General features: G+C 67.3%; 25 protein-coding genes. 16 read left to right on the forward strand and 9 right to left on the reverse strand.

What is annotated here, in order from left to right; genetic code table 11:
* The first annotated feature begins 58 nt into the window (after positions 1-58).
* On the forward strand, positions 59-448 hold the full coding sequence (locus V9L20_RS09935) for a PsiF family protein (protein WP_337296460.1): 390 nt from the start codon (positions 59-61) through the stop codon (positions 446-448).
* A 77-nt stretch (positions 449-525) separates the two neighbouring features.
* On the opposite strand, the gene V9L20_RS09940 is transcribed toward V9L20_RS09935, so the two are convergent.
* From V9L20_RS09940 to V9L20_RS09960, 5 genes are all read right to left on the reverse strand, one after another.
* Entirely contained in the window at positions 526-2559 is a 2034-nt protein-coding gene (locus V9L20_RS09940) for a fused MFS/spermidine synthase (RefSeq protein ID WP_337296461.1), read from the reverse strand.
* A gap of 7 nt (positions 2560-2566) precedes the next feature.
* Positions 2567-3019: a DUF2214 family protein gene (locus V9L20_RS09945; RefSeq protein WP_337296462.1), complete on the reverse strand. Its 453-nt coding sequence runs from the start codon at positions 3017-3019 to the stop codon at positions 2567-2569.
* A gap of 64 nt (positions 3020-3083) precedes the next feature.
* Positions 3084-4016: a LysR family transcriptional regulator gene (locus tag V9L20_RS09950; RefSeq protein ID WP_258503707.1), complete on the reverse strand. Its 933-nt coding sequence runs from the start codon at positions 4014-4016 to the stop codon at positions 3084-3086.
* A gap of 51 nt (positions 4017-4067) precedes the next feature.
* On the reverse strand, positions 4068-5258 hold the full coding sequence (locus tag V9L20_RS09955) for a CaiB/BaiF CoA transferase family protein (protein ID WP_337296463.1): 1191 nt from the start codon (positions 5256-5258) through the stop codon (positions 4068-4070).
* Positions 5251-6198, reverse strand: coding sequence for a hydroxymethylglutaryl-CoA lyase (locus V9L20_RS09960; RefSeq protein ID WP_337296464.1), 948 nt, complete (start codon positions 6196-6198; stop codon positions 5251-5253). Before V9L20_RS09960 ends, V9L20_RS09955 begins: the two co-directional genes overlap by 8 nt.
* 133 nt (positions 6199-6331) lie before the next feature.
* Between V9L20_RS09960 and V9L20_RS09965 the strand changes: the two genes are divergently transcribed.
* From V9L20_RS09965 to V9L20_RS09980, 4 genes are all read left to right on the forward strand, one after another.
* On the forward strand, positions 6332-7072 hold the full coding sequence (locus V9L20_RS09965; RefSeq protein ID WP_337296465.1) for an IclR family transcriptional regulator: 741 nt from the start codon (positions 6332-6334) through the stop codon (positions 7070-7072).
* Between the two features lie 189 nt (positions 7073-7261).
* Entirely contained in the window at positions 7262-9436 is a 2175-nt protein-coding gene (locus V9L20_RS09970) for a malate synthase G (protein WP_337296466.1), read from the forward strand.
* Between the two features lie 124 nt (positions 9437-9560).
* The gene (locus V9L20_RS09975; RefSeq protein ID WP_258503699.1) at positions 9561-9860 is read left to right on the forward strand and encodes a proteophosphoglycan ppg4; all 300 of its coding nucleotides are present in this window, start codon (positions 9561-9563) and stop codon (positions 9858-9860) included.
* A gap of 7 nt (positions 9861-9867) precedes the next feature.
* Positions 9868-10518: a L,D-transpeptidase gene (locus V9L20_RS09980; RefSeq protein WP_258503698.1), complete on the forward strand. Its 651-nt coding sequence runs from the start codon at positions 9868-9870 to the stop codon at positions 10516-10518.
* Here the strand turns inward: V9L20_RS09980 and V9L20_RS09985 are convergent, their stop codons facing one another.
* Entirely contained in the window at positions 10519-11301 is a 783-nt protein-coding gene (locus V9L20_RS09985) for a hypothetical protein (RefSeq protein ID WP_337296467.1), read from the reverse strand.
* Positions 11294-11521, reverse strand: coding sequence for a hypothetical protein (locus V9L20_RS09990; protein WP_337296468.1), 228 nt, complete (start codon positions 11519-11521; stop codon positions 11294-11296). The genes V9L20_RS09985 and V9L20_RS09990 overlap by 8 nt, the downstream gene beginning before the upstream one ends.
* Positions 11522-11964: 443 nt before the next feature.
* Here V9L20_RS09990 and V9L20_RS09995 point away from each other — a divergent pair, with 443 nt between their 5' ends.
* Complete coding sequence (locus V9L20_RS09995) at positions 11965-12471, forward strand: fasciclin domain-containing protein (RefSeq protein ID WP_258508209.1); 507 nt, start codon at positions 11965-11967, stop codon at positions 12469-12471.
* Between the two features lie 26 nt (positions 12472-12497).
* Here V9L20_RS09995 and V9L20_RS10000 read toward each other — a convergent pair whose 3' ends face one another.
* Complete coding sequence (locus V9L20_RS10000; RefSeq protein ID WP_337296469.1) at positions 12498-13433, reverse strand: LysR substrate-binding domain-containing protein; 936 nt, start codon at positions 13431-13433, stop codon at positions 12498-12500.
* Positions 13434-13515: 82 nt separating this feature from the next.
* Between V9L20_RS10000 and V9L20_RS10005 the strand changes: the two genes are divergently transcribed.
* The 6 genes from V9L20_RS10005 (at position 13516) to V9L20_RS10030 (ending at position 18653) form a co-directional block, all read left to right on the forward strand.
* Positions 13516-13836, forward strand: coding sequence for a DUF2917 domain-containing protein (locus V9L20_RS10005; RefSeq protein WP_337296470.1), 321 nt, complete (start codon positions 13516-13518; stop codon positions 13834-13836).
* 130 nt (positions 13837-13966) lie between these two features.
* The gene (locus V9L20_RS10010) at positions 13967-15145 is read left to right on the forward strand and encodes an acetyl-CoA C-acetyltransferase (protein ID WP_337296471.1); all 1179 of its coding nucleotides are present in this window, start codon (positions 13967-13969) and stop codon (positions 15143-15145) included.
* On the forward strand, positions 15145-15951 hold the full coding sequence (locus V9L20_RS10015; protein WP_337296472.1) for an enoyl-CoA hydratase-related protein: 807 nt from the start codon (positions 15145-15147) through the stop codon (positions 15949-15951). Before V9L20_RS10010 ends, V9L20_RS10015 begins: the two co-directional genes overlap by 1 nt.
* A gap of 2 nt (positions 15952-15953) precedes the next feature.
* Entirely contained in the window at positions 15954-17117 is a 1164-nt protein-coding gene (locus V9L20_RS10020) for an acyl-CoA dehydrogenase family protein (RefSeq protein WP_337296473.1), read from the forward strand.
* Between the two features lie 46 nt (positions 17118-17163).
* Positions 17164-18420 carry a 6-phosphofructokinase gene (locus V9L20_RS10025; protein ID WP_337296474.1) on the forward strand — a complete coding sequence of 419 codons (1257 nt, stop codon included), beginning with the start codon at positions 17164-17166 and terminating at the stop codon, positions 18418-18420.
* A gap of 5 nt (positions 18421-18425) precedes the next feature.
* A complete protein-coding gene (locus tag V9L20_RS10030) occupies positions 18426-18653 on the forward strand; it encodes a cysteine-rich CWC family protein (protein WP_337296475.1) in 228 nt (75 codons plus the stop codon).
* 22 nt (positions 18654-18675) lie between these two features.
* Here the strand turns inward: V9L20_RS10030 and V9L20_RS10035 are convergent, their stop codons facing one another.
* A complete protein-coding gene (locus V9L20_RS10035; protein ID WP_337296476.1) occupies positions 18676-20091 on the reverse strand; it encodes a zinc-binding metallopeptidase family protein in 1416 nt (471 codons plus the stop codon).
* Positions 20092-20228: 137 nt separating this feature from the next.
* Between V9L20_RS10035 and V9L20_RS10040 the strand changes: the two genes are divergently transcribed.
* The 4 genes from V9L20_RS10040 to V9L20_RS10055 all read left to right on the forward strand — a co-directional run bounded on the left by V9L20_RS10040 (position 20229) and on the right by V9L20_RS10055 (position 26056).
* On the forward strand, positions 20229-21710 hold the full coding sequence (locus tag V9L20_RS10040; protein ID WP_337296477.1) for an MFS transporter: 1482 nt from the start codon (positions 20229-20231) through the stop codon (positions 21708-21710).
* Positions 21711-21781: 71 nt separating this feature from the next.
* Positions 21782-22921, forward strand: coding sequence for an ABC transporter substrate-binding protein (locus V9L20_RS10045; protein ID WP_258503681.1), 1140 nt, complete (start codon positions 21782-21784; stop codon positions 22919-22921).
* 50 nt (positions 22922-22971) lie between these two features.
* Positions 22972-23739: a class II glutamine amidotransferase gene (locus tag V9L20_RS10050; protein WP_157611715.1), complete on the forward strand. Its 768-nt coding sequence runs from the start codon at positions 22972-22974 to the stop codon at positions 23737-23739.
* Between the two features lie 106 nt (positions 23740-23845).
* On the forward strand, positions 23846-26056 hold the full coding sequence (locus V9L20_RS10055; RefSeq protein WP_337296478.1) for a TonB-dependent receptor: 2211 nt from the start codon (positions 23846-23848) through the stop codon (positions 26054-26056).
* Position 26057 lies beyond the last annotated feature (1 nt).

The raw sequence follows: 26057 nt of genomic DNA on the forward strand, positions 1-26057 counted from the left end.
TGAGCGGCCCCGGGGGCGGGGCACCTGTCACAACACAACCTTGCAAGGACATATCACCATGAAGAAGCTCCTTTCCCTGGTCGCCCTGGGCGCCTGCCTTTCCTTTGGCGCCGCACAGGCGCAAGACAAGGCGCCCGCGCCTGTCGTCGTTGCTCCGGCCGCGACGCCCGCCACCCCCGCCACCCCCGCTACACCGGCCACGCCCGCGGCCAAGGCCCCCACCGCCCAGCAAAGCAAGATGACGACCTGCAACCAGGAAGCGGGCGACAAGAAGGGCGACGAGCGCAAGGCGTTCATGAAGAACTGCCTGAGCGCCAAGCCCGCCATGACCGCCAAGCAGACCCAGCAGGAAAAAATGAAGACCTGCAACGCCGACGAAAAGGCCAAGACCCTCAAGGGCGACGCCCGCAAGGCGTTCATGAAGGAATGCCTGAGCGCCAAGGCCTGACACCAGCCGCGCTTTTCTGAATCGAGCCCCGCACGGCCCCGCGCCGGCGGGGCTTTTTCATGGGCGCTACATGGGTGCTACTTGAGTACGCCCAGCAGGTTGTTGAAGTCGTCGGTCCAGGGGCGCGTGTTCGCCGGAAGCGCGATGGGCGAAGCCGCGCCGCGCAGCGGCTCACGCGCCAGCGCGGCGGGGTCGCGCGCAACCAGCACCCAGTCGGTCGAGTTGAGCCACTTCGATTCCTTGGCGTCGTCGCTCACCAGCACCGCATGCACCCCTTTCAATGCCGCGATTCGCGCGACCACGGGTGCGAGCTCCAGGTAGCGGTTGGACACGTGAAAGGCCACGATGCCGTCGGGCTTCATGTGGCGCAGGTAGACGTCCAGCGCCTCGGCCGTGAGCAGATGGACCGGCACCGCATCGCCAGAAAATGCATCGACTGCCAGCAGGTCGAAGCCCTGCGGCGCCTCGCGCTCCAGCGCCAGCCGCGCATCGCCGAGCACGCGCTCGGTCTGCGCGGAGCTGTCGCGCAGAAAGGTGAACTCGCTGTCCGCCAGTTCGAACACCTGCGGATTGATCTCGTAGATGCGGTAGACGTCGCCGCTTCGGCCGTAGGTCGCAAGCGTGCCCGCGCCAAGGCCGATCAGCCCGACGCGACGCGGCCCGTCTGGCGCGGCGGCCATGGCCCGGCCGATGCCCGAGGTGGCGCCGTAGTAGGTGGTGGGCTCGCGCCGCCTGAGCGGGTCGAGAAACTGCTCGCCATGCTTGATGGAACCATGCGACAGCAGCCGCACGTAGCTTGGAGGATTGGCGCGGCGCACGTCGAAGGTGATCAGTGCGCCGTAGAAGCTGCGCACCAGATGGCGCGCGCCCAACCTGTCGCTGCGGATCTGCGCCACCAGGAAAAAGACGCAGCAGGCCGCCAGGGCCACGCCGGAGAGCCGCAGCCACAGGCGACGACGCAGCACGGCCACCGCCGCCAGCGCGGTGAGCGTGAGGCCGATGCCCAGTTCGTAGTACGCGGGCAGCACGTGCGGCGCGACCAGCCCCACCAGGGCGCCGCCAATGGCGCCACCCAGCGACAGCATCAGGTAGAAGCGCGTGAGATAGCGCGGTGCCGGCCGCAGCCTTGCGGTTTCTCCGTGCAGGAACATGCACAGCACGAAAAGCCCGCCAACGTAGATCGGCAGCCCCGTGCGCACGTCCGAGCCGATGTGGTGCTGCAGGCCGAAGGCGCACAGCACCAGCACGCCCGCCGTCAGCGGCAGGAAAACGCCGCGCCGGTACCAGCGGTCGCTTTCGAAGCACAGCACAAAGGTGAACAGGTACAGCGACAGCGGCAAGATCCAGAGAAACGGCACTGCCGCGACGTTCTGGGTGATGTGGTTGGTCACCGCCAGCAGCAGCCACGACGCGAGCGCCGGCAAGGCGAGCCAGAGCAGCGCGTCGGACCAGCGCGGAGGCGTCTCCTCGCCCGCCGTCGCCGTTGATGTCGATGCCGGCACGGCTTCCGACCAGCGGTACGCCACGAGCAAGGTCGTCCCTGCGCAGAGCACCACGAACGCCCCGTAGCCCCACGACCATCCCTGCGCCTGCTGGAGCAGCGAGCTGCGCGGTTCGATCAGCACCGGATAACTCAGGAGAGACAGCAGCGAGGCCAGGTTCGACAGCGAGAAGTACCGGTACACCCGCGCGCTCCAGGGTGTGCGCGCCACCCACGACTGCACCAGCGGCCCGGTGGTCGAAAGCAGAAAGTAGGGAAGCCCGATGGTCGCAAGCAGCAGGCCCAGGATCAGCCACGTGGGGTCTTCGGCGCCCGTGGGCTTCCAGCGCGCCGCAACCACCAGCGGCAGGAAGGCCAGGCTCGCGAGCAGAAGACCGACATGCAATGCGGCCTGTACTCGCACGCGAAGGTGCCGCGTCACCCAATCGGAATAGGCATAGCCCGCGAGCAGCACCGCCTGGAAGAACACCATGCAGATCGACCACACGGCGGCCGAGCCGCCGAACCAGGGCAGGATCTGCTTGGCGATGAGCGGCTGGACGAGAAACAGCAGGAACGCGCTGCTGAAGATGGTGCCGGCAAACAGGAGCTGGATGCCGGCGCGTTCCATGCCGGCCCTACTTGCCGAAGCCGCGCGCAAGGAACACGGCGACCAGGGGAATCACCGCAATCAGGTGGGCCTGCACCATCACCAGCTTGCGCGTTTTCCGCACATCGTCTTCGGTCGGCAGCGTGCCGTTGGCGCGCAGCGCCTTGCGCCAGCGGAAGTAGGTCAGCGTCGGGAAGATCGAGAGCACGCCGATGATGATGAACAGGCCGAGCTTCACGTGCAGGAGCGGGTTGGTCCAGTACCAGGCGGTGCCCTTCACGCCCCACACGGTGCGGGCAATGCCGGTCGCGAGCACGGCAATGGCGGCAATGCCGTAGACCAGGTCGACCTTGGCGAGCCGCTCGACCACGGCGGCATTGAGCCACTGCACGCGGCACAGCGCCGCTTCGCTCGAGATGAACACCACCATCGTGAGGATGGCCAGCAAGTGCAGGTAGGCGAGGATGGCTTCGAGGGTCATCGAATGGCTTTCTTCTTCAATGGGGTTGCAAATGCTTGCGCATTGTGCCGCCGCTCGGACGGCTTTACCCTCTTCCGCCCCAGAATTCGGGGCGTCCGTATTGCTCCTTGAGGAAATCAAGCCACAGCCGAACCCGCAGCGGCAGGTGCTTGGTGCCCGTGAACACGGCGTAGATGCCGTTGGGCGGCGCGGCGAATTCGTCGAGCAGCGGCACCAGCAAACCCGCATCGATTTCGGCCTCGACCTCCCAGGTGCTGCGCCAGGCAATGCCGTGGCCGGCCAGGCACCAGTCGTGCAGCACCTGCCCGTCGGAACAATCGAGCGGACCCTCGGGCCGGAGGTAGATCAGTTCTTCGCCGCCCTCGCCCTCTTCGGCCGGCAGGCGAAATGCCCAGCCGCGCGTTTGAGAAGCATCGCTCGAGAGCGTGAGGCAGGCAAAGCGCGACAGCTCGCTCGGGTGCTTGGGCATGCCGTGGCGGCGCACGAATTCCGGCGTGGCGACACAGCGGCGCCGGTTGTCGGCCAGCCGCACGCTCACCAGCGACGAATCGGGCATGTCGCCCACGCGCACCGCGCAATCGAAGCTCTCGCCGCGCACGTCGACCACGCGGTCGCTCAGATTGAGCGAGATCGTGACTTCCGGGTGCATGGCATGGAAGCGCGGCACCAGCGGCGCCACATGCCGGCGGCCGAAGCCCGCCGGCGCCGTCACGCGCAAGTGCCCGCTGGCCTTGATGCCGCCGGCGCTCACGCTGGCCTCGGCATTGGCGAATTCGGTCAGCAGGCGCTGGCAGTCCTCGAGAAAGGCGCTGCCTTCGTGTGTGAGCGTGATGCGCCGCGTGGTGCGCACCAAGAGCTTGACGCCCAGCCTGGCCTCGAGCGCGTCGAGGCGCCGCCCCATGATGGCGGGCGCGACGCCCTCGGCCTTGGCCGCGGCCGTGAGACCGCCGCGGGTCGCCACCGAGACGAAGGATTCGAGTTGCTTCAGGCGGTCCATGGCGCCCGAACTATATATCCCGGGTTTTCTGTCCCGAGCCTTGCCTTGGGTTCAACCGGCAGCGCCGGCCCGGCGCGCCTCGAAGGCGACGATTTCTTCGTCGCTGTAGCCCACCTCCTTCAGCAGCTCGGCGGTGTGCTCGCCGATGTGCGGCGGCTGCAGGCGAATGCCGGGTCGTTCGCCGTCGAGCGTGAAGGGCATGAGCGGCACCTTGGCCATGTGGCCGTCGTTCATGCGCACGGGCGCAAGGCCGCCGGTGGCAATCAGGTGCGGATCGTCGAACAGCTGCTGCGGCTTGGTGATGGGCGCAAAGGGCAGCTCGTTCTGCTCGAATACCGCGCTGAGTTCGGCCGCGCTATAGCCGGCTAGGTGCGAGCGTAGGATCGGCATCATCCACTCGCGCGCCAGCACGCGGTCGTTGTTGGTCTTCAGGCGCGGGTCGGCCAGCATTTCTTCCAGCCCGAAGGCCTTGCAGAAGATCGCCCACTGCTTGTCGCTCACGGCCGCGAGAAAGATCTGCTCGCCGTCCTTCACGGTGAACACGTCGTACACGGCCCACGCCGAGATGCGGCTGGGCATCGGGTCGGCCGCCTTGCCGGTGGCGGCGAACTGCATCATGTGCTGCGCGACCAGGAACACGTTGTTCTCGAACAGCGCGGACTGCACCTCGCAGCCCTTGCCGGTGAGTTCGCGCTGGCGCAGCGCGGCCATCGCGCCGATGGCGCCGAACATGCCGCCCATGATGTCGTTCACGCTGGTGCCCGCACGCAGCGGGTCGCCGGCGCGGCCGGTCATGTAGGCCAGGCCGCCCATCATCTGCACCACCTCGTCAAGCGCGGTGCGGTGGTCGTACGGCCCCGGCAGAAAGCCTTTGTGGCTCACATAAATGAGGCGCGGGTTGAGCTGCTTCAGGCTGTCGTAGTCCAGGCCCAGCTTCTTCATGGTGCCTGGCTTGAAGTTCTCGCTCACGATGTCGGCCGTGGCGACGAGGCGCAGCGCGGCCTCCACGCCCTCTGGCGTCTTGAGGTCGAGCGCGATGCTCTTCTTGTTGCGGTTGAACGTGGGGAAGAAGCCCGAGCCCGAACCGAGCAGGCGGCGCGTGCTGTCGCCCTCGATGGGCTCGACCTTGATGACCTCGGCGCCGAGATCGGCCAGCAGCAGGCCGCAGGTTGGGCCCATGACCATGTGGGTGAACTCGACGACGCGGACGCCGGCGTAGGGAAGCGGATTGGATTCAGGCATGTGGGTTGGTTTCCTGGACAGGGCCTTGGACAAAGCCCTTGGGCAGGCCGGCTTCGGGCGTCATGCCGTACACCGGTTCGCCCGGCAGGCCGGCCATGAGCGGCGCGCGCGCCGCGATGAGTTTTTCGATGTCGATGCCGGTGCGAACGCCCATGGCCTCGAACATGAAGACGAGGTCTTCGGTGACTGCGTTGCCGGAGGCGCCAGGTGCATAAGGGCAGCCGCCGAGTCCGCCGAGCGAGGCGTCGAAGGTGCGCACGCCCTCGTCCCACGCCGCAAGGCAATTGGCAATGCCCAGGCCGCGCGTGTTGTGCATGTGCGCCGCGCCGGCATGCGTGCCGAGTTCGGCGCGCAGCCGCCTGAAGAGCCGGCGCACCTGCGCCGGGTTGGCATAGCCCACGGTGTCCGAAAGGCCAGCTTCTTCCGCGCCCGCTTCGATGCATTGCGCGGCCAGGCGGATCACGTCGTCTTCGGGCACCAGCCCTTGCAGCGTGCAACCGAAGGCGGTGGAAATGCCGACTTCGAGCAGCACCCCCGGTGCCGTGTCGCGGCGCAACTCGGAAATGGCGCGCACTTCGTCGACCATTTCGGCCGGCGTCTTGCGCACGTTGGCCATCGAATGCGCGACGCTGGCCGACACGGGCATGGTGAGCTTGTGCGCCCCCGCTTCCAGCGCGGCCTGCGCGCCCTTGCGGTTGGGCACCAGTGCCATCACCACCAGACCGGGCAGCGTAGCGGCATGGCGCACCACTTCCGCCGCATCGGCCATCTGCGGCAGCAGCCTGGCGGGCACGAAGGAGGCCACCTCGATCTCGCGCACGCCGGCGGCGTAGAGCGCGTCGATCCAGCGCAGCTTGTCAGCCGTGGGCATGGTGGCCTTGACCGATTGCAGGCCGTCGCGCGGGCCGACCTCGCTGATCACAACATCGGGGGGTGTCATCGACTCTTGTCTCCTTGGAGCGATTGGCTGGCCACTTGGCGGGCGGCACTCGCTTGACAGTTCTATCTTGCAGAACTAAATTCCATTAAACAGAATTACACCGCCGAACGACTTTCCCTGTCAAGCCAACGCCATGCCCCGCAAAGCCCAGACCGAATCGGTTTCAGACCTCAATGCCGCCCCCGGCGGTGCCGCGGCGGTCGACCGCGCACTGAGCCTGCTCTCAGCCTTTCAGCCCGGCGACGAGGCGCTGTCGCTCGCGCAGTTTGCAGAGCGCACGCAGCTCTACAAGAGCACGGTGCTGCGTCTGTTGGCTTCGCTCGAACATGCACGGCTGATCCGCCGGCAGGACGACGGGCGCTATGCACTCGGCGCCGAGATCGCGCGCCTGCACGGCCTCTACGCGGCGTCGCTTTCGCTCGACCGCCTCGTGCTGCCGGTGCTGCGCGCGCTCGCGGCGGCCACTGGAGAAAGCGCGGCGTACCACGTGCGGCAGGGCCAGGGCGACAGCTGGGTGCGGCTGTGCCAGTTCCGCGTCGATTCGTCGCATGTGGTGCGCGACCACGTGCGCGCGGGCGACCTGCTGCCCAATGACCGCGGCGCCGGTGCGCGCGTGCTGATCGCCTTCGGCCCCGAAGCCGAACAGCCGCGCAGCCCCGAGGAGCGGAAGCTGTACGACGCCATTCGCGCGCAGGGCTACTGCGCGCTGGTGGGCGACCGCACGGCCGAGCTGGCGGGCATTTCGGCGCCCGTATTCCATGCCGATGGCCGTCTGGCCGCCGCGGTCACGCTGACCATGCCCGCCCACCGCTACGACGCGCGCCATATAGAGCCGGTGCGCACCGCGGCCCGCCAGCTCAGCGAAATGAGCTGAAAACGCGACGGAGCGAGCGTCGAAGGCGTGTGATTACCCACATTTTTGTCACTGATAAATCACGCTTTCGGCTCTTACAGGCCAGCAAAGTATCGAATAAAGTCCTTGCATGGAACCACGGCGCAGCGCTGTTCTGACAGACACCGCCTCCTGTTCCGCCCACATTGAATCGTTCTCCAGGAGAAAAACATGACCGCCCGCACCACCGCCCACGGACTCCAGGTCGCGACCGAATTGCACCGCTTCATCGAAGACAAGGTCTTGCCCGCCAGCGGTGTGGCCAGCGACGTTTTCTGGAAGGGCTTCGACGCCATCGTGAGCGACCTCGCTCCGAAGAACATTGCGCTCCTGGCCGAACGCGACCGCCTGCAAACCGAGCTCGACGCCTGGCACAAGAAGAACCCCGGCCCGATTGCCGACATGCCGGCGTACCGCGCATTCCTCGAAAAAATCGGCTACCTGCTGCCGCAGCCCAAGGGCGCGAAGGCCACCACGGCGAGCGTCGATTCCGAACTCGCGCTGCAGGCCGGCCCGCAGCTGGTGGTGCCCATCCTGAACGCGCGCTACGCGCTCAACGCCGCCAATGCACGCTGGGGCTCGCTGTACGACGCGCTCTACGGCACCGATGCCATTCCCGAGACCGATGGCGCCGAAAAGGGCAAGGGCTACAACCCCGTGCGCGGCGCCAAGGTCATCGAATTTGCACGCAACGTGCTCGACCAGGCCGCGCCGCTCGAAAACGGTTCGCACAAGATGGCGACCGGCTACAGCGTGAAAGACGGCCAGCTGCACATTGCGCTGCAGAGCAGCAGCACCACGCTGCGCGACCCGGCTGCCTTCGTGGGCTACCAGGGCGATGCGGCCTCGCCGTCTTCGGTGCTGCTCAAGCACAACGGCATTCACCTGGACATCCGCATCGACCGCAGCACGCCCATCGGCAAGACCGATCCGGCCGGCGTGAGCGACCTGGTGCTCGAGGCCGCGCTCTCGACCATTCTCGACCTCGAAGACTCGGTGGCCGTGGTCGATGCGGCCGACAAGGTGCTGGCGTATGCGAACTGGCTCGGCATCGTGCAGGGCACGCTCACCGAAGAAGTGGCCAAGGGCGGCAAGACCTTCACGCGCGGCCTCAACCCCGACCGCGAATACACCGGTGCCGACGGCAAGCCCCTGAAGCTGCACGGCCGCTCGCTCATGTTCCTGCGCAACGTGGGCCACCTGATGACCAACCCCGCCGTGCTGTACGCGGACGGCAAGGAAATCCCCGAAGGCATTCTCGATGCCGTGGTCACCACCACCATCGCGATGATCGACCTCAAGCGCAAGGGCAACTCGCGCACCGGCAGCATCTACATCGTCAAGCCCAAGATGCACGGCCCGGCCGAAGTGGCCTTTGCCAGCGAACTGTTCGGCCGTGTCGAGCAGCTGCTCGGCCTGCCTGCCAACACCGTGAAGCTCGGCATCATGGACGAAGAGCGCCGCACCAGCGTCAACCTCAAGGCCTGCATTGCCGAGGCCGCCGCGCGCGTGGCCTTCATCAACACCGGCTTTCTCGACCGCACAGGCGACGAGATGCACACCGCCATGCAGGGCGGCCCGATGATCCGCAAGGGCGACATGAAGTCGAGCGCGTGGATCGGCGCGTACGAAAAGAACAACGTGCTGGTCGGCCTCTCGTGCGGCCTGCGCGGCAAGGCGCAGATCGGCAAGGGCATGTGGGCCATGCCCGACCTCATGGCCGCAATGCTCGAACAGAAAATTGCGCACCCCAAGGCAGGCGCCAACACCGCCTGGGTGCCCTCGCCCACCGCCGCCACGCTGCACGCGCTGCACTACCACCAGGTGAGCGTCACGGCCGTGCAGCAAGAGCTCGAAAAGATCGATGCCGATGCCGAACGCGACAACATCCTGAACGCGCTGCTGCAAGTGCCCATCGCGCCCGAAGCCAAGTGGACCGACGCCGAGAAGCAGCAGGAAATCGACAACAACGTGCAGGGCATCCTCGGCTACGTGGTGCGCTGGATCGACCAGGGCGTGGGCTGCTCCAAGGTGCCCGACATCCACAACGTGGGCCTGATGGAAGACCGCGCCACGCTGCGCATCTCGAGCCAGCACATCGCCAACTGGCTGTTGCACGGCGTGGTCACCAAGGCGCAGGTCGACGAGGCCTTCCAGCGCATGGCCAAGGTGGTCGACGAACAGAATGCGGGCGACCCGATCTACCAGCCGATGGCCGGCAACTTCGACACCTCGGCCGCCTACAAGGCCGCGCAGGACCTGGTGTTCAAGGGCATCGAGCAGCCGAGCGGCTACACCGAACCGCTGCTGCATGCATGGCGGCTGAAGGTGAAGGCGGGCGCCTGAGACACCCATCGTCCTACAGCTGACCGCGCGGCCCACCGACCGCGCGGGCGTGTACCAAGGCTAGCTTGAGCATCGGTTGCTCCATCGAGCGATCGATTCACTCATTCCATCCAAGGAGATACACATGACCCGTTCGATCAAGATGACCATGGCCGCCATCGCCCTCACCAGCGCCGCAGGTTTCGCCATTGCACAGGGCAATCCGCCGACGACCAGCTCGCCGAATCCGGCCACTGGCGCCGGCCAGCAGACACAGCAGAACACCCCGATGGGCACCACCGGCACGCCGGCCACCAACCAAGGCACGATGTCGGGCTCGACCGGTAGCACCACGACAAACCAGGCGACCACATCGCCGAGCACCAGCCAGGACATGTCGAACCAGAGCGGTTCGATGCGCGTGGCACGTGCCGACCGCAACTGATCGCGCGATGCGGGTCAGCTCTGAGCGCCGCGGGCGCAGCTTCGCTTCCGGCATCGCCGTAGCTGCGCTCGCTTCGCTGCTGATTGCGGCACCGCCGGCGCATTCGTCGCCGGCGGTTTCGCGCGACACCGAAACCGTGGCCGGCTGGGTGCGCACGACCGGCGACAACCAGGGCACGCCCTTCGCCATCGTCGACAAGAAAGCCGCGGCGGTCCACATCTTCGATGCGGACGGCAAGCGGCGGGCGTCCTCGCCCATCCTGCTCGGCCTTGCGAAAGGCGACCACTCGGTGCCCGGCATCGGCGAGCGCCAGATGGCCGACATCCGCGACGACGAGCGCACCACGCCCGCGGGCCGCTTCGTCAGCGAGCCGGGCCGCAATCTTTCAGGCGAGGACATCGTCTGGGTCGACTACGACGCGGCCGTGTCGATGCACCGCGTGCGCGCAACCAACAAGGCCGAGCGCCGGCTCGAACGCCTGGCCACGCCAACTGCGGCGGACAACCGCATCTCCTACGGCTGCATCAACGTGCCGGCAGCCTTTTACGACGCGCATGTGAAGCCGTCGTTCGGCACTGCAAAGGCCGTGATCTACGTGCTGCCGGAAACGAGACCGGCAAGCACGCTGTTTGAAACCCCGACCGCCCAGGCGCGCTGATCAATCGCCGAAGCGTTCCCGCACCTCTTGCTGGTTGAGCCTGCGCATCGACGCGGCATAGACGTGGTCCCGCCCGTACATCTCCCGATGATCGGGTGAACCAAAGGCCGGCTTCTCGCAACCGCCGCGGCGCGTGACCGGGCAGCGGCGCAGCACGTCGTAATACGTCACGTCCAGCATCGTTCGCCTCAGCTCGGGCATCGGCGCGATGGTGACCTCGAACCAGCAGCCCTGGATGCGGTGCCATTGAATGACTTCGTCGATCACGTGAAAAACGTGCGGCGCACGCGCCGGCGGTTTGCTCCTTGACGCGCGGTATGCCTCCTTCCTGGCCTCGCGCGCCTCATGCAAGCGCCGGTTGGGCAACAGGATGCCAGTCACCGGATGCACGAAGAGCTCCACATGCGCAGCTTCGCTCAACGGTGCGCGAAGGTGGCTGCGCCACCGTTCGGCGGGCACCCACACCTGGCCGTCGCGCAGCTCGGCGTTGCGCGCTACGAAGTCGTCGATGTGCTCGAAGATGTGCGCCTGCACCGTGCTTCGGCGGTCGATGCCGCTGCACAGCTCTGCGTAAACCTTGTTCCACGGCCGATGCACCTGCTTGTGCAGCCAGCGCTTCAGCGGCGCAAGGTTTTCGTTGAGCCCCTTCGTGCGGTGGTAACCGCGCTTCATGCCCAGGCGCGAACCCGCCTCCTTGCTGTTGCGCCAGGCACGCCCGTCGCCCTGCCAGCTACCACCGCGGCGCGGCCTCTCGACGATGACCTTGTCCATGTCGTCACGCATCGTCGGTCCTCCCCGCGAAGCCGCGCGCGGCCTTCTGCAATGCAACCTTCTGCGCGCGGCGCTCGGCACGGTGCGTGCGCAAGTGGCGCCCCGCGCCCTGGCTGGTTTCGCGGCGCGCCATCGCGGCCACCACGGGGTTGCGAGGTGCCGCGCTCGGCACCGAAAAATAAAACCGGCCCAGACGCTTCTCGTCGTCGCGGGCCTTTCGTTGAGCACTCATGTGCGCACACTCCAAAAACAAAAAGGCCCCGGCGAATGGCTGCGCGGGGCCTTTGTCGATGGGCCTCGGCGGATGCATGGATGCACGTCCGGCCGGGGCGGTCGGTGTGCGGATCAGGTGTTCAGAAAACGGTTCATTGAGTGAGTTGCCGCCCGGGAGGTTGGTCGTCGCCGGGCGCGAATAAAAAACTGTTGCTGAAAAAGGAAGGGCGGATTCTGGCGAGCACGCGTGCGGCGCGCAAGTGCCGCGCGCGCCGATGTGGCGCAAAGCCCACGTGAATCCAAATGCGCCCACGCGCCGTATAGGTGTCGAGCGCATCGCGCCTCCGAGCTGCCGGCGGTTTCCACAGCTGTCTTCCAGAACATTCTTACCAGGAGTCCTCAATGAAAAAACTCGTGATCGCAATCGGCGTTTCGGTTCTGCTCGGCGCTTGCGCGGGCGGCATGGGCATGAGCGGCGCCACCGCGCCCAACCCCATGGTGGGCGGGGCCGCGATGTTCCCGACGAAGGACATCGTCGACAACGCGGTGAATTCGAAGGACCACACCACGCTGGTGGCCGCGGTGAAGGCCGCGGACCTGGTGGGCACGCTCAAGAGCCCCGGCCCCTTCACCGTGTTCGCACCGACGAACGCAGCCTTCTCGGCACTGCCGGCCGGCACGGTCGACACGCTGCTCAAGGCAGAGAACAAGCCCACGCTCACGAAGGTGCTGACGTACCACGTAGTGCCCGGCAAGATGGACGGCGCCGCGCTCATGAGCGCCATCAAGGCGGGCGGCGGCAAGGCCACGCTGAAGACCGCGAGCGGCGGCACGCTGACGGCCACCATGAGCGGCAGCAACGTGAGGGTGAGCGACGCCACCGGCGGCACGGCAACGGTGACCATTGCCAACGTCTACCAGTCGAACGGCGTGATCCACGTGGTCGACAAGGTGCTGCTGCCGGGCTGATCACCTCGCCCTCGGCGGTCTCGTCATCAGCCTCGCTGCGCCGCCTCGGCTTCCTCGCGCAGCCACTGCGCGAACTCCAGCGCGTCGGGGTTGCCCGCGGCGCGCCTCGATGTTTCGATGAAGTAGCCGCGGTGCGAGGCCACGCCTTCACCGAGCGGCGCGACGAGCCGGCCCGCCTGCACCAGATCGCGCAGCAGCGGCAGGCGGCCGATCACCACGCCCTGGCCTGCCACCGCGGCGGCCACGGCATCGGTGTACAGGGTGAAGCGCAGCGTGCTCTTCATGCGCAGCTGGTCGAGCCCCATCACGCGAAGCCAGGGCTCCCAATCGACAGTGGGGGCCTCGCCGTGGTCGGGGTAGTCCACGGTCAGCAAGGTGAGCTTCGAAAAATCGGACGGCTCGCGCAGCGACGCGGCGAGTTGCGGCGAACACAGCGGGATCACCGACTCCTCGAACAGCGCCGTGCCGATGCCACGGCCGATCGGCACGAAGCGCACGGCCAGGTCGATGCGGCTGCTCTCCAGGTCGAGCACCTCGAGCGTGGCCGACACGCGAACGTCGACCTGCGGATGGCTGCCGGTGAAGCGCGCCAGCCTTGGAATGAGCCAGAACGACGCAAAGCCGGGCGTGCTGGTGATGGCCACCTGCCGCGGCGCGGAGGTCGCGCGCAGCCGCGCCGTGGCGTCGCGCAGGCGCTCCAGGCTGTCGGTGACGGCCCGCTGCATGACACCGCCCGCCTCGGTGAGCACCAGCGAGCGGTGCCGGCGCTCGAACAGCAGCACGCCCAGGCTGGCTTCCAGCTGCTGGATCTGGCGGCTGACCGCCGACTGCGTGAGGTGCAGCTCGCCGGCCGCGAGCGTGAAGCTCAGCCGGCGCGCCGCGGCCTCGAAGCTGCGCAGCAACTCCAGCGGCGGGAGCTCGCCGCCCAAGGCGCCATGGGTCTTCACATTCTCTGGATGCATGCAACGAGTTCCGAATCACCGCGTGTAAGAGGAGGATCAACTCACTATATTCATTCGTATCACGAATGCAATGGAGCTTGCCATGAGCACCCAACACCCCTCTTCCCGCTTTCATGTCAGCCTGCCGGTCCGTTCCATCTTTGCCGTTCCCGATGGCGCCGGGGTGGGCATCGAATGCCGCAGCGGCTCGGTCTGGGTGACGCTCGACCACGACACGCGCGACATCGTGCTTGCGCCGGGGGAGCGATTCGAAGGCACCGAACACCGGCGCGTGCTGGTCTCGGCGCTGGAGTCTTCGTGCATCACCGTCTCGGACGCTCAGCCGGCCGCCATGCCGCTGGCCGCGCGGTCGGGCCGCCGGTCGCCTTGGCGACTGCCTTCTCTCGGGTTGTCCCCGGCTTGACCCGAGCGCCCCCGGCATCGAACCTCGATGCCATGGACTTTCCAAGCATTGAACGCCGCCGTTGTGACGGGCGGCTTTTTTGCGTTGGGCGCCCAATTCACGCTGTTTTCTTTCGAGGAAGGACATGACCATGGCAGAGGCATACATCGTGGCCGCGGCGCGCACGGCCGGCGGCCGGCGCGGCGGCAGGCTCGCGGGCTGGCATCCGGCCGACCTGGCGGCGCAGGTGATCGACGCGCTGGTGGCCAGGAGCGGCATCGACCCGGCGGCGGTGGAAGACGTGATTCTTGGTTGCGTGAGCCAGGTGGGCGAGCAGGCGACCAACGTGGCGCGCAATGCGGTGCTGGCGTCCCGCCTGCCCGAATCGGTGCCTGGCACCTCGGTCGACCGGCAGTGCGGATCGTCGCAGCAGGCGCTGCATTTCGCGGCGCAGGCCGTGATGTCGGGCAGCATGGACTCGGTGATTGCGGGCGGCGTCGAAAGCATGACGCGCGTGCCGATGTTCACGCCCAACGCGCTGCCCGCGAAGGCGGGCCTGGGCACCTACATGAGCCCTGCGATGAAGCAGCGCTACCCGGGCGTGGAGTTCAGTCAGTTCACGGGCGCCGAGATGATTGCGAAGAACTACGGCATCGAGAAGGACCAGCTCGACCGCTACGCGCTCGAAAGCCATCGGCGCGCAATTGCGGCAAGCCGCGAAGGCGCCTTCAGCGATGAGATCGTGCCCATCGAGATCCTGCTGGCCGACGGCACGCGCAGCGGCGAACGACACATGGTGGATGAAGGCATTCGCTTCGACGCCACGCTGGAGGGCATCGCGGGTGTGAAGCTGATTGCCGAGGGCGGACGCTGCACCGCCGCCACCGCCAGTCAGATCTGCGATGGCGCGAGCGGCGTGCTGGTGGTGAACGAACGCGGCCTGAAGGCGCTGGGCGTGAAGCCGCTCGCGCGCATCCACCACATGAGCGTGATGGGGCACGACCCGGTGATCATGCTGGAAGCCCCGCTGCCCGCCACGCAGCGCGCACTGAAGAAGGCCGGCATGCGCATCGAGGACATCGACCTGTACGAAGTGAACGAAGCCTTCGCGCCCGTGCCCATCGCCTGGCTGCAGGCGCTCGACGCCGACCCGGCCCGGCTCAACGTGAACGGCGGTGCCATTGCGCTCGGCCATCCGCTGGGCGCCTCGGGCACCAAGCTCATGACCACGCTGATCCATGCGCTCGGCCGGCGCGGCAAGCGCTACGGGCTGCAGACGATGTGCGAAGGCGGCGGCATGGCCAACGTCACCATCGTGGAAAGGCTCTGATGACCGCGCAGCAACCCTACGTGCTCTATGAGCTGGCCGACGGCATCGCCACGCTCACGCTCAACCTGCCGGCCAAGCTGAACCCGATTGCGCGCGAATTGCAGATCGAACTGCGCGACACACTGGAGCGCATCCGCGACGACCGCGGAGTACGCGCGGTGATCCTGACCGGTGCCGGCAAGGCCTTTTGCGTGGGCGCGGACCTGAGCGCCATGACGCCCGGTGAAGAAGGCAAGTCGCTCGGCGACCAGACAGCCGAGTGGATGCAGTCGCTCAGCAACCCGCTCATCGAAACGCTGCGCACGCTGCCCGTGCCGGTGGTGGCCGCGGTCAACGGCGCGGCGGCGGGCGCGGGTGTCGGATTGGCGCTGGCGGCCGATGTGACGATTGCGGCGCGCAGCGCCTACTTCTACCTGCCCTTCTTGCCCAAGCTCGGCATCGTGCCCGACCTGGGCTGCACCTGGGCCATTCCGCGGCGGGCCGGCAAGGCACGGGCCATGGGCATGGCGCTGCTCGACGAGCGCCTGAGCGCGGGGCGTGCGGTGCAGTGGGGCCTGATCTGGGCCTGCGCCGACGACGAACAGCTGCTCGAGGAAGCACGCGCCATTGCGCAGCGTCTCGCCCGGCTGCCGGCGCATGCAGTAGTCGAAGCACGCGAAGCCTTCGAAGCCTCGGAGCGCCACACGCTGGCCGAACAGCTGCACTACGAAAGCGAACGCCAGCGCGAGCTGATCGACCGCCCCACCTTCCGCGAAGGCGTGAGCGCCTTCCTGCAGAAGCGCCCGCCGACGTTTCCGGGGCGCTGAGCATGATCGAACGCACGCTTTTCAGCGCCGACCACGAGGCCTTTCGCGACAGCTTCCGCCGCTTCATGGGCAAGGAGATCGCGCCCTTCCACGAGGCGTGGGAAGAACAGGGCTATGTGGACCGCGCCGTGTGGTCCAAGGCTGGCGAGAACGGTTTTCTCTGCATGGCGCTGCCCGAGGAATACGGCGGCGCGGGCGCCGACCTGCTCTATTCGGTGATCCAGTTCGAGGAGCTCTGGGCGCGCGGCTTCACGGGCATCGGCTTCGGGCTGCACAGCGAAATCGTGGCGCCCTACGTCCTGCGCTACGGCACCGAGGCGCAGAAGCGGCACTACCTGCCCAAGCTCGCGAGCGGCGAGATGGTCGGCGCCATTGCCATGAGCGAGCCCGGCGCGGGCAGCGACCTGCAGGCGGTCAAGACCAGCGCCATCCGGCAACCTGACGGCAGCTACCTGCTCAACGGCAGCAAGACCTTCATCACCAACGGCTGGCATGCCGACCTGGTGATCGTGGTCGCCAAGACCGACCCGGCCGCGGGCGCGAAGGGCACCAGCCTGTTCCTGGTCGAGCGCGGCATGGCGGGCTTCGAAAAGGGCAAGCGGCTCAAGAAGCTGGGGCTCAAGGCGCAAGACACCTCCGAGCTGTTCTTCAACGACGTGCGGCTGCCGGCCGATGCATTGCTCGGTGATGCCGCGCAGATGAACCGCGGCTTCGTCTGCCTGATGGAGCAGCTGCCGTGGGAGCGGCTGCAGATTGCCATCGGCGCGGTGGCGGCGTCGCAGGCCGCCATCGACCAGACCGTGGCCTACGTGAAGGAGCGCAAGGTGTTCGGCCAGCCCGTGGGCAACTACCAGAACACGCGCTACACGCTGGCCGAACTGCAGACCGAGGTGCAGGTGGCGCAGGTGTTCGTCGACAAATGCATCGAGCTGCTGATGGCCGAAAAGCTCGATACCGCCACCGCCAGCATGGCCAAGTACTGGACCACCGACCTGCAGTGCAAGGTGATGGACGAGTGCGTGCAGCTGCACGGCGGCTATGGCTTCATGTGGGAATACCCGATCACCCGCGCCTACGCCGATGCACGCGTGCAGCGCATCTACGGCGGCACCAACGAGATCATGAAGGAAGTGATCACGCGCGCGATGGGGCTTGGCGGGCGCTGAAACCGGGGCCACTGGCGCCTGGCTTGAGGCTGCGGGAGAATGGCGCATGCCCATCCTCAACGCCTTCTACGCCCAGTCGGGCGGCGTCACCTCGGTCATCAATGCGTCGGCCTGCGGCGTGATCGAGACGGCACGAAAACACCCGGACCGCATCGACAAGCTCTACGCCGGGCGCAACGGCATCATCGGCGCGCTGACCGAAGAACTCATCGACACCGGCGCCGAACCGGCCGAAGCCATTGCGGCGCTGCGCACCACGCCTTCGGGCGCCTTCGGTTCGTGCCGCTACAAGCTCAAGTCGCTCGAGAAGAACCGGCGCGAGTACGAGCGGCTCATCGAGGTGTTCAAGGCACACGGCATCGGCTATTTCTTCTACAACGGCGGCGGCGACTCGGCCGACACCTGCTTCAAGGTGAGCCAGCTGTCGCAGTCGCTCGGCTACCCGCTGCAGGCCATTCATGTGCCCAAGACCATCGACAACGACCTGCCGCTGACCGACTGCTGCCCGGGCTTCGGCTCGGTGGCCAAGTACGTGGCGGTGTCGACGCTCGAAGCCTCGTTCGACGTGCGCTCGATGGCGGCCACTTCCACCAAGGTGTTCGTGCTCGAGGTGATGGGGCGCCATGCGGGGTGGATTGCGGCAGCGGGCGGGCTTGCGGCGGACCACGGCATTCCGGTGGTGGTGCTGTTCCCCGAGATCGAGTTCGACAAGGCGCGCTTTCTCGCGCGCGTGGACGAACTGGTCAAGCAGCACGGCTACTGCTCGGTGGTGGTGTCCGAAGGCTGCCACTACCCCGACGGCACCTTCCTGGCCGAGCAAGGCACGCGCGACGCGTTCGGCCATGCGCAGCTCGGCGGCGCCGCGCCGGTGGTGGCGCAGATGGTCAAGGACGCGCTGGGCCACAAGTTCCACTGGGCGGTGGCCGACTACCTGCAGCGCGCGGCACGGCACATTGCCTCGGCCACCGACGTGCGGCAGGCCTACGAGTTGGGGCAGCGCGCGGTCGAGCTGGCGCTGGAAGGCCACAACGCGGTCATGCCGACCATCGAGCGCACCTCCGATGCGCCGTATACCTACCGCATCGGCAGTGCGCCGCTCGACGCGGTGGCGAATGTCGAAAAGCCGATGCCGCGCGACTTCATTTCGGACGACGGCTACGGCATTACCGACAAGTGCAGGCTCTACCTGCTGCCGTTGATCGAGGGCGAGGACTACCCCGCCTACCGCAACGGCCTGCCGGTGTACGCAACGCTCCGGAATGTGGCCGTGGCGAAGAAGCTGCCGGCTTTCGAGCTCGCCTGACGGCCATGGCTGCAGTTCTTCCCGACACGATCGACGCCACGCGCTGCCCGCTTTGCGGCGAGCAGAACCGCTGTGCGATGGAGGTCGCGCGCGAAACCGGCGAGCCGCAGGCGCCCTGCTGGTGCATGGCGGCGGATTTTCGCAACGCGCCGCTAGCGGCGGTGCCGCAGGAGAAGCGCGGCAAGGCCTGTATCTGCGCGCGCTGCGCCGCAGGCACGCCTGTCGAATCGTAGGCCCCTAGGCCTTGCTGGCCTTTTAGAACTGCGCTGAGTTCTGCTGCTGGCTTTGCGCCTGCGACTGCTCGGCCGCAGGTTCGTTCGCCGAGGCGGCAGGCTGCGAGTCCGAAGGCAGCGGCACAGTCGGCGCAGCCGCCGTGGACGACGCGCGGTCGCGCTGCTCGGTCACCACGCAGTGGATGAACTGCAGCTTGCCCACGGCCGCGCGCGGCAGCACAAAGGGGTAGTAATCAGGCTGGCCCATGCTGCGCGACAGTTCGTTCAGCACATTGGTCAACAGCACCCAGCCGTTCAGAAAATCCAGGAACTTGGCGGCGCCGGGATGCTCCGGCCGCCACAGGTCTTCGAGCGTGAACAGGTCGCTCGCGAGTTCGACGTTGGTGGCGTCCACGCCGAAGCTCATCGCCGTGTCGGTGGTGTCGGCCATGTGCAGGTAGTGGGCCCAGGTTTCGGCCCAGTCTTCCCACGGATGCATGCTCGCGTAGCTGCTCACGAAGTGAATCGACCAGTCGGGCGGCGGCCCCTGCTCGTAGTGCCGCTGGAGTGCCGCGGTGTAGTCGGCGCGCTCGTCGCCGAAGAGCGCGCGAAACTCGTCGAGCCATGGCGTGGGCTGCACCAGCAGGTCCCAGTAGTAGTGGCCGATCTCGTGGCGAAAGTGCCCGAGCAGCGTTCGATAAGGCTCGCGCATTTCGGCGCGGATGCGCTCGCGCACGGCATCTTCGGCCTCTTCCGCGTTGAGGGTGATCACGCCGTGCTCGTGGCCGGTCATCACATGCGGGCTGCCCGGCATGTTGCTCAGGAAGTCGAACGCCAGGCCATGCGCCGGATCGGCGTGGCGGCTCACCACCGGCAGCCCGAGCGCCAGCAGCTGCGAAATGAGCCGGCGCTTCGCATGCTCCAGCTTGCGCCATAGCTCGCCGTTGCTTTCCACCGAAAGGTCTGGAATGGTGCGGTTGACGCTGCATGCCAGGCAGTAGCCGGGCGCCAGGCCGTCGGTGTTGAACGAAGGGTCGTCGCCCTCGCGCGGGGCCGGCACCATCCAGTTGCAGCTGGCGGCGGTCATGAGGTTGGCGCAGCGGCGGTATCTCTTGCCGTCCGGATTGCCGAACACGGTGAAGGTGTCGGGCGCGGGGCGCTCGCCCTCCGCTTCGTCCTGGCTTCCTTCTTCGGCGGCGACGGGCGCGAGCGGCACCACCCCGAGCCGATCGATCACGTACCCGAGCGGCGTGCCGCAGGCCAGGCACTGGCTGTTGCGCAGGAACACCGGCCGGCCACACTGGCAGCGGTAGGCGCGGCTGACGGTGGGCGCGGCCAGTTCGGCCGCGAGGTTGGGCGGCGCGTGCGCGGCCTGCGGGTCGGCTGCGGCCTGGTCGCCGGTTTGAGCAGCGGCTTGATCGTCGGAATGCTCGACGGGTTGATCGGATTGGGGAGCCATGTCGTTTTTGTTTTCTCGGAAAGCAGTGCGGGACAGCGTGTGCATTGTGCGGCCGTTGCATCGGCGCCCATTCGCGCAAAGACCGATATGCTTGTAGGACGACGGACCCGCACCCAAAGCCGGGCCGCCGCTCCACGATGCCCACTCCCCCGCCCGAAGCCGCACCGCCGGCCCCGCCGACCCTTGGCACCATGCGCGACCGCTACGGTCCGCGCTACCGCTGGTACCTGCTGGTCTCGGTCATGGTGGGCGTGATGGCGTCGATCATGTCGTCGACCATCGTCAACGTGGCGATTCCGGGCATGAGCCACCACTTCTCGCTTGGCCAGGAGCGGGCGCAATGGGTGAGTTCGGGCTTCATGGTGGCCATGACCGTCTCGATGCTCACCACGCCCTGGCTGCTGTCGCGCTACGGCTACAGGCGCACCTACGTCGGCACCATGGTGCTGCTGCTTGTGGGCGGCGTGGCGGGCGGGCTGGCCAACAACTTCACGCTGGTGCTGCTGGCGCGCGTGGCCGAAGGGCTTGCCGCCGGCGTGGTGCAGCCCATTCCGGCCATCATCATCCTGCGCGCCTTCGAGCCGCACGAGCAGGGGCGCGCCAGCGGCATCTTCGGCATGGGTGTGGTGCTGGCGCCGGCCATCGGCCCGAGCATCGGCGGCGTGCTGGTCGACCTGTTCGGCTGGCGCTCCATCTTCTTCATGGTGGTGCCGTTCTGCCTGGCCTCGCTCTGGCTGGCCTACAAGTTCGTGCCCACCACGGCGCCGGGCGGCGTGGCGGCCACGCGCGGCAGCGGGCTCGACTGGCGGGGCCTGGCGCTGGGCACGGCGGGCACGCTCTGCCTGCTGAACGGGCTGGTCGAGTTGCGCGGCGACTCGCCCATCGAAGCCGCCCTGCTGCTGAGCGGTGCGCTGGCAGCCTTGGCGGGCTTCATCTGGTGGCAGCGCCGGTTCGCGGCCTCGGGCGGCACGCCGCTGATGAACCTGGGCCTCTTCCAGTACCGCCAGTTCGCCATGGGCAGCGTGGTCGCCTTCATCTACGGCACGGCGCTGTTCGGCTCGACCTACCTGCTGCCGGTGTACATGCAGGTGGGGCTGCAGCTGTCGGCCTCGCACGTCGGCACCATCCTGCTGCCGGCGGGCATTGTGCTGGCGGTTGCCATTGCCGGCGTGGGCCGGCTGGCCGACCGGCAGCCGACGTGGCTGCTGGTGAGCATCGGGCTGGCGCTGCTGGCGGCCTCCTTCGCGCTGATGGTGGTGCTGAGACTCGACAGCGCCCTGTGGCTCCTGGTGGCGTTTGCCATCATCGGGCGCATCGGGCTCGGCTTCATCCTGCCTTCGCTCAACCTGGGTTCGATGCGGCCGCTGGCCAAGCCGCTGATTCCGCAGGGCGCCAGTGCCATCAACTTCTTGCGCATGCTCGGCGGTGCGGCGGGCGTGAGCCTGTGCGCCATCGTGCTCGAGTGGCGGCTGGCGGCGCATGGCGATTCGCTCGCCAACCCGACGAGCAGCGCCGCGCGGCTGGCGGCCTTCGACGAGGTGTTTCTGATGCTGGCGGCGCTGTGCGCGATTGCCATTTGCGCGGCTTGGCAGCTTCGGCAACCCACCCGGCAAGGGTAAGCACTTAGTAATACTTAAGCACCCATCGTTTCTAATTGTTAGCATTTGTTAACTCACGGGATGGGTCTTTCATGCAGCGCAGAAGTTTTGTCGCTTCGACGGCGGTTTTCGCCGCGGGCTTGGCCCGTCTCTCCTCCGCACAGGCCGCCGAAGCGGGTGTGACCGACACCGAGATCCTGCTCGGCAGCTCGGCCGTGCTGAGCGGCCCGCTCGGCTCGCAGATCAAGGTCGTGCACAACGGCGCTGCGCTGGCCTTCGATGCCGCCAACGAACAAGGCGGCGTGGGCGGGCGCAAGATCAAGCTGGTGGCGCTGGACGACGAGCTGAAGCCCGAGAAGGCGCTCGAAAACTACGGCAAGCTGCTGAACGACCATCGCGTGTTCGCCTTCTTCGGCTGCGTGGGATCGGGCACCACCTCCGCCGCGGCCAAGCTGCTGCAGCAAAGCGGCGCGCCCAGCGTGGGCGGCTACGGCGTGGGCGACAGCGCCCGCGAGCGCGTGGCGGGCTCGGCCTACTTCGTGCGAGCCAGCAATGCCCGCGAGGCGCAGGCGCTGGTCGAGCACCTGTCGACCATCGGCGTGAGCAAGATCGCGATTGCCCACCTGGACAACCCCGGCGGCCTTGAGGCGGTAAAGCTGATCGAGGCGGCCATGGCCACTCACAAGCAGGCTCCTACGGCTGTGGTGGCGGTGAAGGGCGATGGCTCGACCTCGGCCGCCGCCGGCAAGGCGCTTGCCGACAGCCACCCCCAGGCCGTGCTGATGTACCTGGCCGGCACGGTGACCGGCGAGGTGATCAAGGCCATGTACGCCGCCGGCAGCAAGCCGATGTTCTACGGCATGTCGGTCGTCTCGGGCGAGGTCACGGCCAAGGTGGTTCCGCTGCAGGCGGGCGGGCTGGCCATTTCGCAGGTTACGCCGTACCCCTGGGGCGAGGTGGAAGCCGTCACGCGCGACTACCGCCGCCTAGCCGAGCGCGCCCAGGTGCCGGTCGGCTACGGCAGCTTCGAGGGCTACCTGAACGGGCTGGTGATGATCGAGGCGATCAAGCGCACCGGCCGCGACCTCACGCGCGCCCGCCTGCATGCCACGCTGCGCGCGCTCAAGCTGCGCCTGGCCGGCATGGACATCGATTTTTCGACCGGCGCCACCACCGGCTCGCGCTTCATCGAAATGGTGCGCGTCACGCCTGAAGGCCGGTTCGTTCGCTGAGCGTTGGACGGGTTCGCCCGCGGCGGCTGCGCTCGCGCTTTAATAGCGCCATGTGCCAACTGCTTGGAATGAATTGCAACACGCCCACGGACGTGACCTTCAGCTTTACGGGCTTCGCCCAGCGCGGCGGCCGCACCGACCACCACGCCGACGGCTGGGGCATCGCCTTCTTCGAAGACCGGGGGCTGCGGCACTTCGTCGACCACATGCCGGCGAGCGAATCGCCCGTGGCCGAGCTCATCCGGCGCTACCCCATTCAAAGCCGCAACGTCATTGCGCACATCCGCAAGGCCACGCAGGGCGCCATCAACCTGCAGAACTGCCACCCTTTCGTGCGCGAACTGTGGGGCCGCTACTGGGTGTTTGCCCACAACGGCGACCTGAAGGACTTTCGCCCGCGCCTGCACGGCAACTTTCACCCGGTGGGCAACACCGACAGCGAGCACGCCTTCTGCTGGCTCATGCAGGAGCTGGCCAAGTCGCATGCGGGCGTGCCGAGCATCGAGGAGCTCACGCTCACGCTGCGCGAACTGGCGCCGCAGCTTGCGCGCCACGGCACCTTCAACTTCATGCTCTCGAACGGCCAGGCGCTCTGGGCCCATGCCTCCACCAACCTCTGGTACGTGGAACGCCGCCACCCCTTCGTCACCGCGCAGCTCGCGGACGAAGACCTCGAGATCGACTTTGCGCGGCACACCACGCCCAACGACCGCGTGGCGGTGGTGGTGACCGCGCCGCTCACCAGCAACGAAAGCTGGACGCCCTTCGTGCCGGGCGAGCTGCACGTGTTCGTGGACGGGCAGCGCTTCGGGCACTGAGGCGTTTCTACTGACACTTTTTCGCAACATTGAGAGAAAGTATCGGCAAACCGGTTCGGCGGGGTAACAATAATGGTTCTCATTTGCGCCCCTTTCGAACCTTTCAATGTCTTCTTCCTCCTCTTTCCTGCGCGCCAGCCTGCGCCCGACCGCGGCCGCCACGCTGCTCGCAATTCACGCCCTGGCCGCTACGGCCCAGACCGCCGCGCCGGCTGAAGCCGCCGGCACCCTCGGCACCGTCACCGTCGAAGCCAGCGCCGACGCCTCGGCCGAAGGCCTGACCAAGCCCTACGCCGGCGGCCAGGTGGCGCGCGGCGGGCGCGTCGGCATCCTGGGCACCCAGGACATGATGAGCACGCCGTTCTCGAGCACCAACTACACCAACGAGCTGATCCAGGACCAGCAGGCCAAGAGCGTTGCCGACGTGCTGCTCAACGACCCGTCGGTGCGCCAGGCGCGCGGCTTCGGTAACTTCCAGGAGCTCTACGTGGTGCGCGGCTTCCCCGTGTACTCGGACGACGTCGCCTACAACGGCCTCTACGGCATGCTGCCGCGCCAGTACATTGCCTCTGAATTCTTCGAGCGCGTGGAAGTGTTCCGCGGCGCCAACACCTTCCTGAACGGCGCGGCGCCCGGCGGCAGCGGCATCGGCGGCGCGATCAACCTGCTGCCCAAGCGCGCGTCCAACGAGCCGATCACGCGCGTCGGCTTCGGCGTGCAGACCGGCGGCCAGGGCTACGTGAACCTCGACCTGGCGCGCCGCTTCGGCCCCGACGACAGCCTGGGCGTTCGCGTGAATGCCGTGCGCCGCGAAGGCGGCACCGGCGTCCATAAAGAGAGCCAGCAGCTCAGCGCCTTTGCCGTCGGCCTGGACTGGCGCAACCGCAACGTGCGCCTGTCGGCCGACTTCGGCTACCAGGACTACGATCTGAAGGACGGCCGCCCGAGCCTCACGCCATCGTCGACGCTGCCGATCCCCAGCGCACCAGACGCCAGCACCAACTTTGCGCAGCCCTGGACCTACTCGAAGGAAAAGGACAAGTTCGCCACCTTCCGCGGCGAAGTCGACATCACCGACAACATCACCGCCTGGGCCGCCGGCGGCGTGCGCCGCAGCGACGAAGACAACGTGCTGGCGAACCCGACGCTCGCCGACGCGTTCGGCAACACCAGCGGCACGCGTTTCAGCAACACCCGCAAGGACCGCATCGGCACGGCCGAGATCGGCGTGCGCGGCAATTTCGTGACCGGACCGGTGAAGCACGCGGTGGTGGCTTCGGCCGCCACATACAGCAACGACCGCGACAACGCCTACACGATCTCGCGCGGCAGCCTGCGCAACAACATCTATGCGCCGTACGCGTCGCCCTTCCCGGTCGCCAATAACTTCACCGGCAACACGCTGGAAGACCCGCGCCTGACCGACAAGATCAAGACCTCGAGCGTTGCAGTGGCCGACACCATGTCGTTCATGGACGACCGCCTGCTGGTCACGCTCGGCGTGCGCCGGCAGACGATCGAGCAGACCAGCTTCGCCTACAACACCGTCAAGGAAACGAGCGCCTACGACAAGAGCAAGACCACGCCGGTGGCCGGCGTCGTGTTCAAGATCACGCCGAGCACCTCGGTCTACGCGAACTACATCGAAGGTCTCGTCAAGGGCAACGTGGCACCCGGCACGGTCAACAGCCGTCCGGTCACCAACGCCGGCGAGGTGTTCGCGCCCTACCAGGCCAAGCAGAAGGAAGTCGGCGTCAAGTACGACGGAGGCACCATCGGTGCGAGCGCTGCCTTCTTCACCACCGACCAGCCGACCTACCAGTACGAGGGCCAGACCTACGGCCTCTACGGCAAGCAGCGCAACCAGGGCCTCGAGTTCTCGGTGTTCGGCCAGCCTGCCAAGGGCTTGCGCCTGCTGGGCGGCCTGACGCTGATCGACGCCAAGCAGAAGGACACGCAAGGCGGCGCCACCGATGGCCGCACGGCCATCGGCGTGGCCAAGCAGCAGGCCAACCTGGGCGCGGAGTGGGACGTGCCGGGTGTGCGCAACCTGTCGCTGAACGCGCGTTTGCTCTACACCTCCAAGCAGTACGCCAACGCCGCCAACACGCAGCAGATCCCGGGCTGGACGCGCTTCGACATCGGCGCGCGCTACCTGGTCGACCTGGGCAACGGCCGCGCGCTCACGCTGCGCGCGCGCATCGACAACCTGTTCAACAAGTCGTACTGGGCGTCGGTGGGCGGCACGCAGGGCTCCAACTACCTGGTCCTCGGCGCACCGCGCACCTTTGCGGTGAGCGGCACCATCGACTTCTGAG

Origin of the sequence: Variovorax sp. CCNWLW225 (assembly GCF_037204045.1) — a bacterium.
Taxonomy (GTDB): domain Bacteria; phylum Pseudomonadota; class Gammaproteobacteria; order Burkholderiales; family Burkholderiaceae_C; genus Variovorax.

Bases quoted from the DNA above. Each gene is read 5' to 3' on its own strand.
- V9L20_RS09955 (WP_337296463.1), bottom strand. From the start codon at position 5,258: ATGCCTGAATCCAATCCGCTTCCCTACGCCGGCGTCCGCGTCGTCGAG.
- V9L20_RS10010 (WP_337296471.1), top strand. From the start codon at position 13,967: ATGGCAGAGGCATACATCGTGGCCGCGGCGCGCACGGCCGGCGGCCGG.
- V9L20_RS09995 (WP_258508209.1), top strand. From the start codon at position 11,965: ATGGGCATGAGCGGCGCCACCGCGCCCAACCCCATGGTGGGCGGGGCC.
- V9L20_RS10020 (WP_337296473.1), top strand. From the start codon at position 15,954: ATGATCGAACGCACGCTTTTCAGCGCCGACCACGAGGCCTTTCGCGAC.
- V9L20_RS09935 (WP_337296460.1), top strand. From the start codon at position 59: ATGAAGAAGCTCCTTTCCCTGGTCGCCCTGGGCGCCTGCCTTTCCTTT.
- V9L20_RS10000 (WP_337296469.1), bottom strand. From the start codon at position 13,433: ATGCATCCAGAGAATGTGAAGACCCATGGCGCCTTGGGCGGCGAGCTC.
- V9L20_RS09975 (WP_258503699.1), top strand. From the start codon at position 9,561: ATGACCCGTTCGATCAAGATGACCATGGCCGCCATCGCCCTCACCAGC.
- V9L20_RS09985 (WP_337296467.1), bottom strand. From the start codon at position 11,301: ATGCGTGACGACATGGACAAGGTCATCGTCGAGAGGCCGCGCCGCGGT.
- V9L20_RS09940 (WP_337296461.1), bottom strand. From the start codon at position 2,559: ATGGAACGCGCCGGCATCCAGCTCCTGTTTGCCGGCACCATCTTCAGC.
- V9L20_RS10040 (WP_337296477.1), top strand. From the start codon at position 20,229: ATGCCCACTCCCCCGCCCGAAGCCGCACCGCCGGCCCCGCCGACCCTT.
- V9L20_RS10050 (WP_157611715.1), top strand. From the start codon at position 22,972: ATGTGCCAACTGCTTGGAATGAATTGCAACACGCCCACGGACGTGACC.
- V9L20_RS10035 (WP_337296476.1), bottom strand. From the start codon at position 20,091: ATGGCTCCCCAATCCGATCAACCCGTCGAGCATTCCGACGATCAAGCC.
- V9L20_RS09990 (WP_337296468.1), bottom strand. From the start codon at position 11,521: ATGAGTGCTCAACGAAAGGCCCGCGACGACGAGAAGCGTCTGGGCCGG.
- V9L20_RS09960 (WP_337296464.1), bottom strand. From the start codon at position 6,198: ATGACACCCCCCGATGTTGTGATCAGCGAGGTCGGCCCGCGCGACGGC.
- V9L20_RS09945 (WP_337296462.1), bottom strand. From the start codon at position 3,019: ATGACCCTCGAAGCCATCCTCGCCTACCTGCACTTGCTGGCCATCCTC.
- V9L20_RS09965 (WP_337296465.1), top strand. From the start codon at position 6,332: ATGCCCCGCAAAGCCCAGACCGAATCGGTTTCAGACCTCAATGCCGCC.
- V9L20_RS09980 (WP_258503698.1), top strand. From the start codon at position 9,868: ATGCGGGTCAGCTCTGAGCGCCGCGGGCGCAGCTTCGCTTCCGGCATC.
- V9L20_RS09970 (WP_337296466.1), top strand. From the start codon at position 7,262: ATGACCGCCCGCACCACCGCCCACGGACTCCAGGTCGCGACCGAATTG.
- V9L20_RS09950 (WP_258503707.1), bottom strand. From the start codon at position 4,016: ATGGACCGCCTGAAGCAACTCGAATCCTTCGTCTCGGTGGCGACCCGC.
- V9L20_RS10045 (WP_258503681.1), top strand. From the start codon at position 21,782: ATGCAGCGCAGAAGTTTTGTCGCTTCGACGGCGGTTTTCGCCGCGGGC.
- V9L20_RS10005 (WP_337296470.1), top strand. From the start codon at position 13,516: ATGAGCACCCAACACCCCTCTTCCCGCTTTCATGTCAGCCTGCCGGTC.
- V9L20_RS10015 (WP_337296472.1), top strand. From the start codon at position 15,145: ATGACCGCGCAGCAACCCTACGTGCTCTATGAGCTGGCCGACGGCATC.
- V9L20_RS10025 (WP_337296474.1), top strand. From the start codon at position 17,164: ATGCCCATCCTCAACGCCTTCTACGCCCAGTCGGGCGGCGTCACCTCG.
- V9L20_RS10055 (WP_337296478.1), top strand. From the start codon at position 23,846: ATGTCTTCTTCCTCCTCTTTCCTGCGCGCCAGCCTGCGCCCGACCGCG.
- V9L20_RS10030 (WP_337296475.1), top strand. From the start codon at position 18,426: ATGGCTGCAGTTCTTCCCGACACGATCGACGCCACGCGCTGCCCGCTT.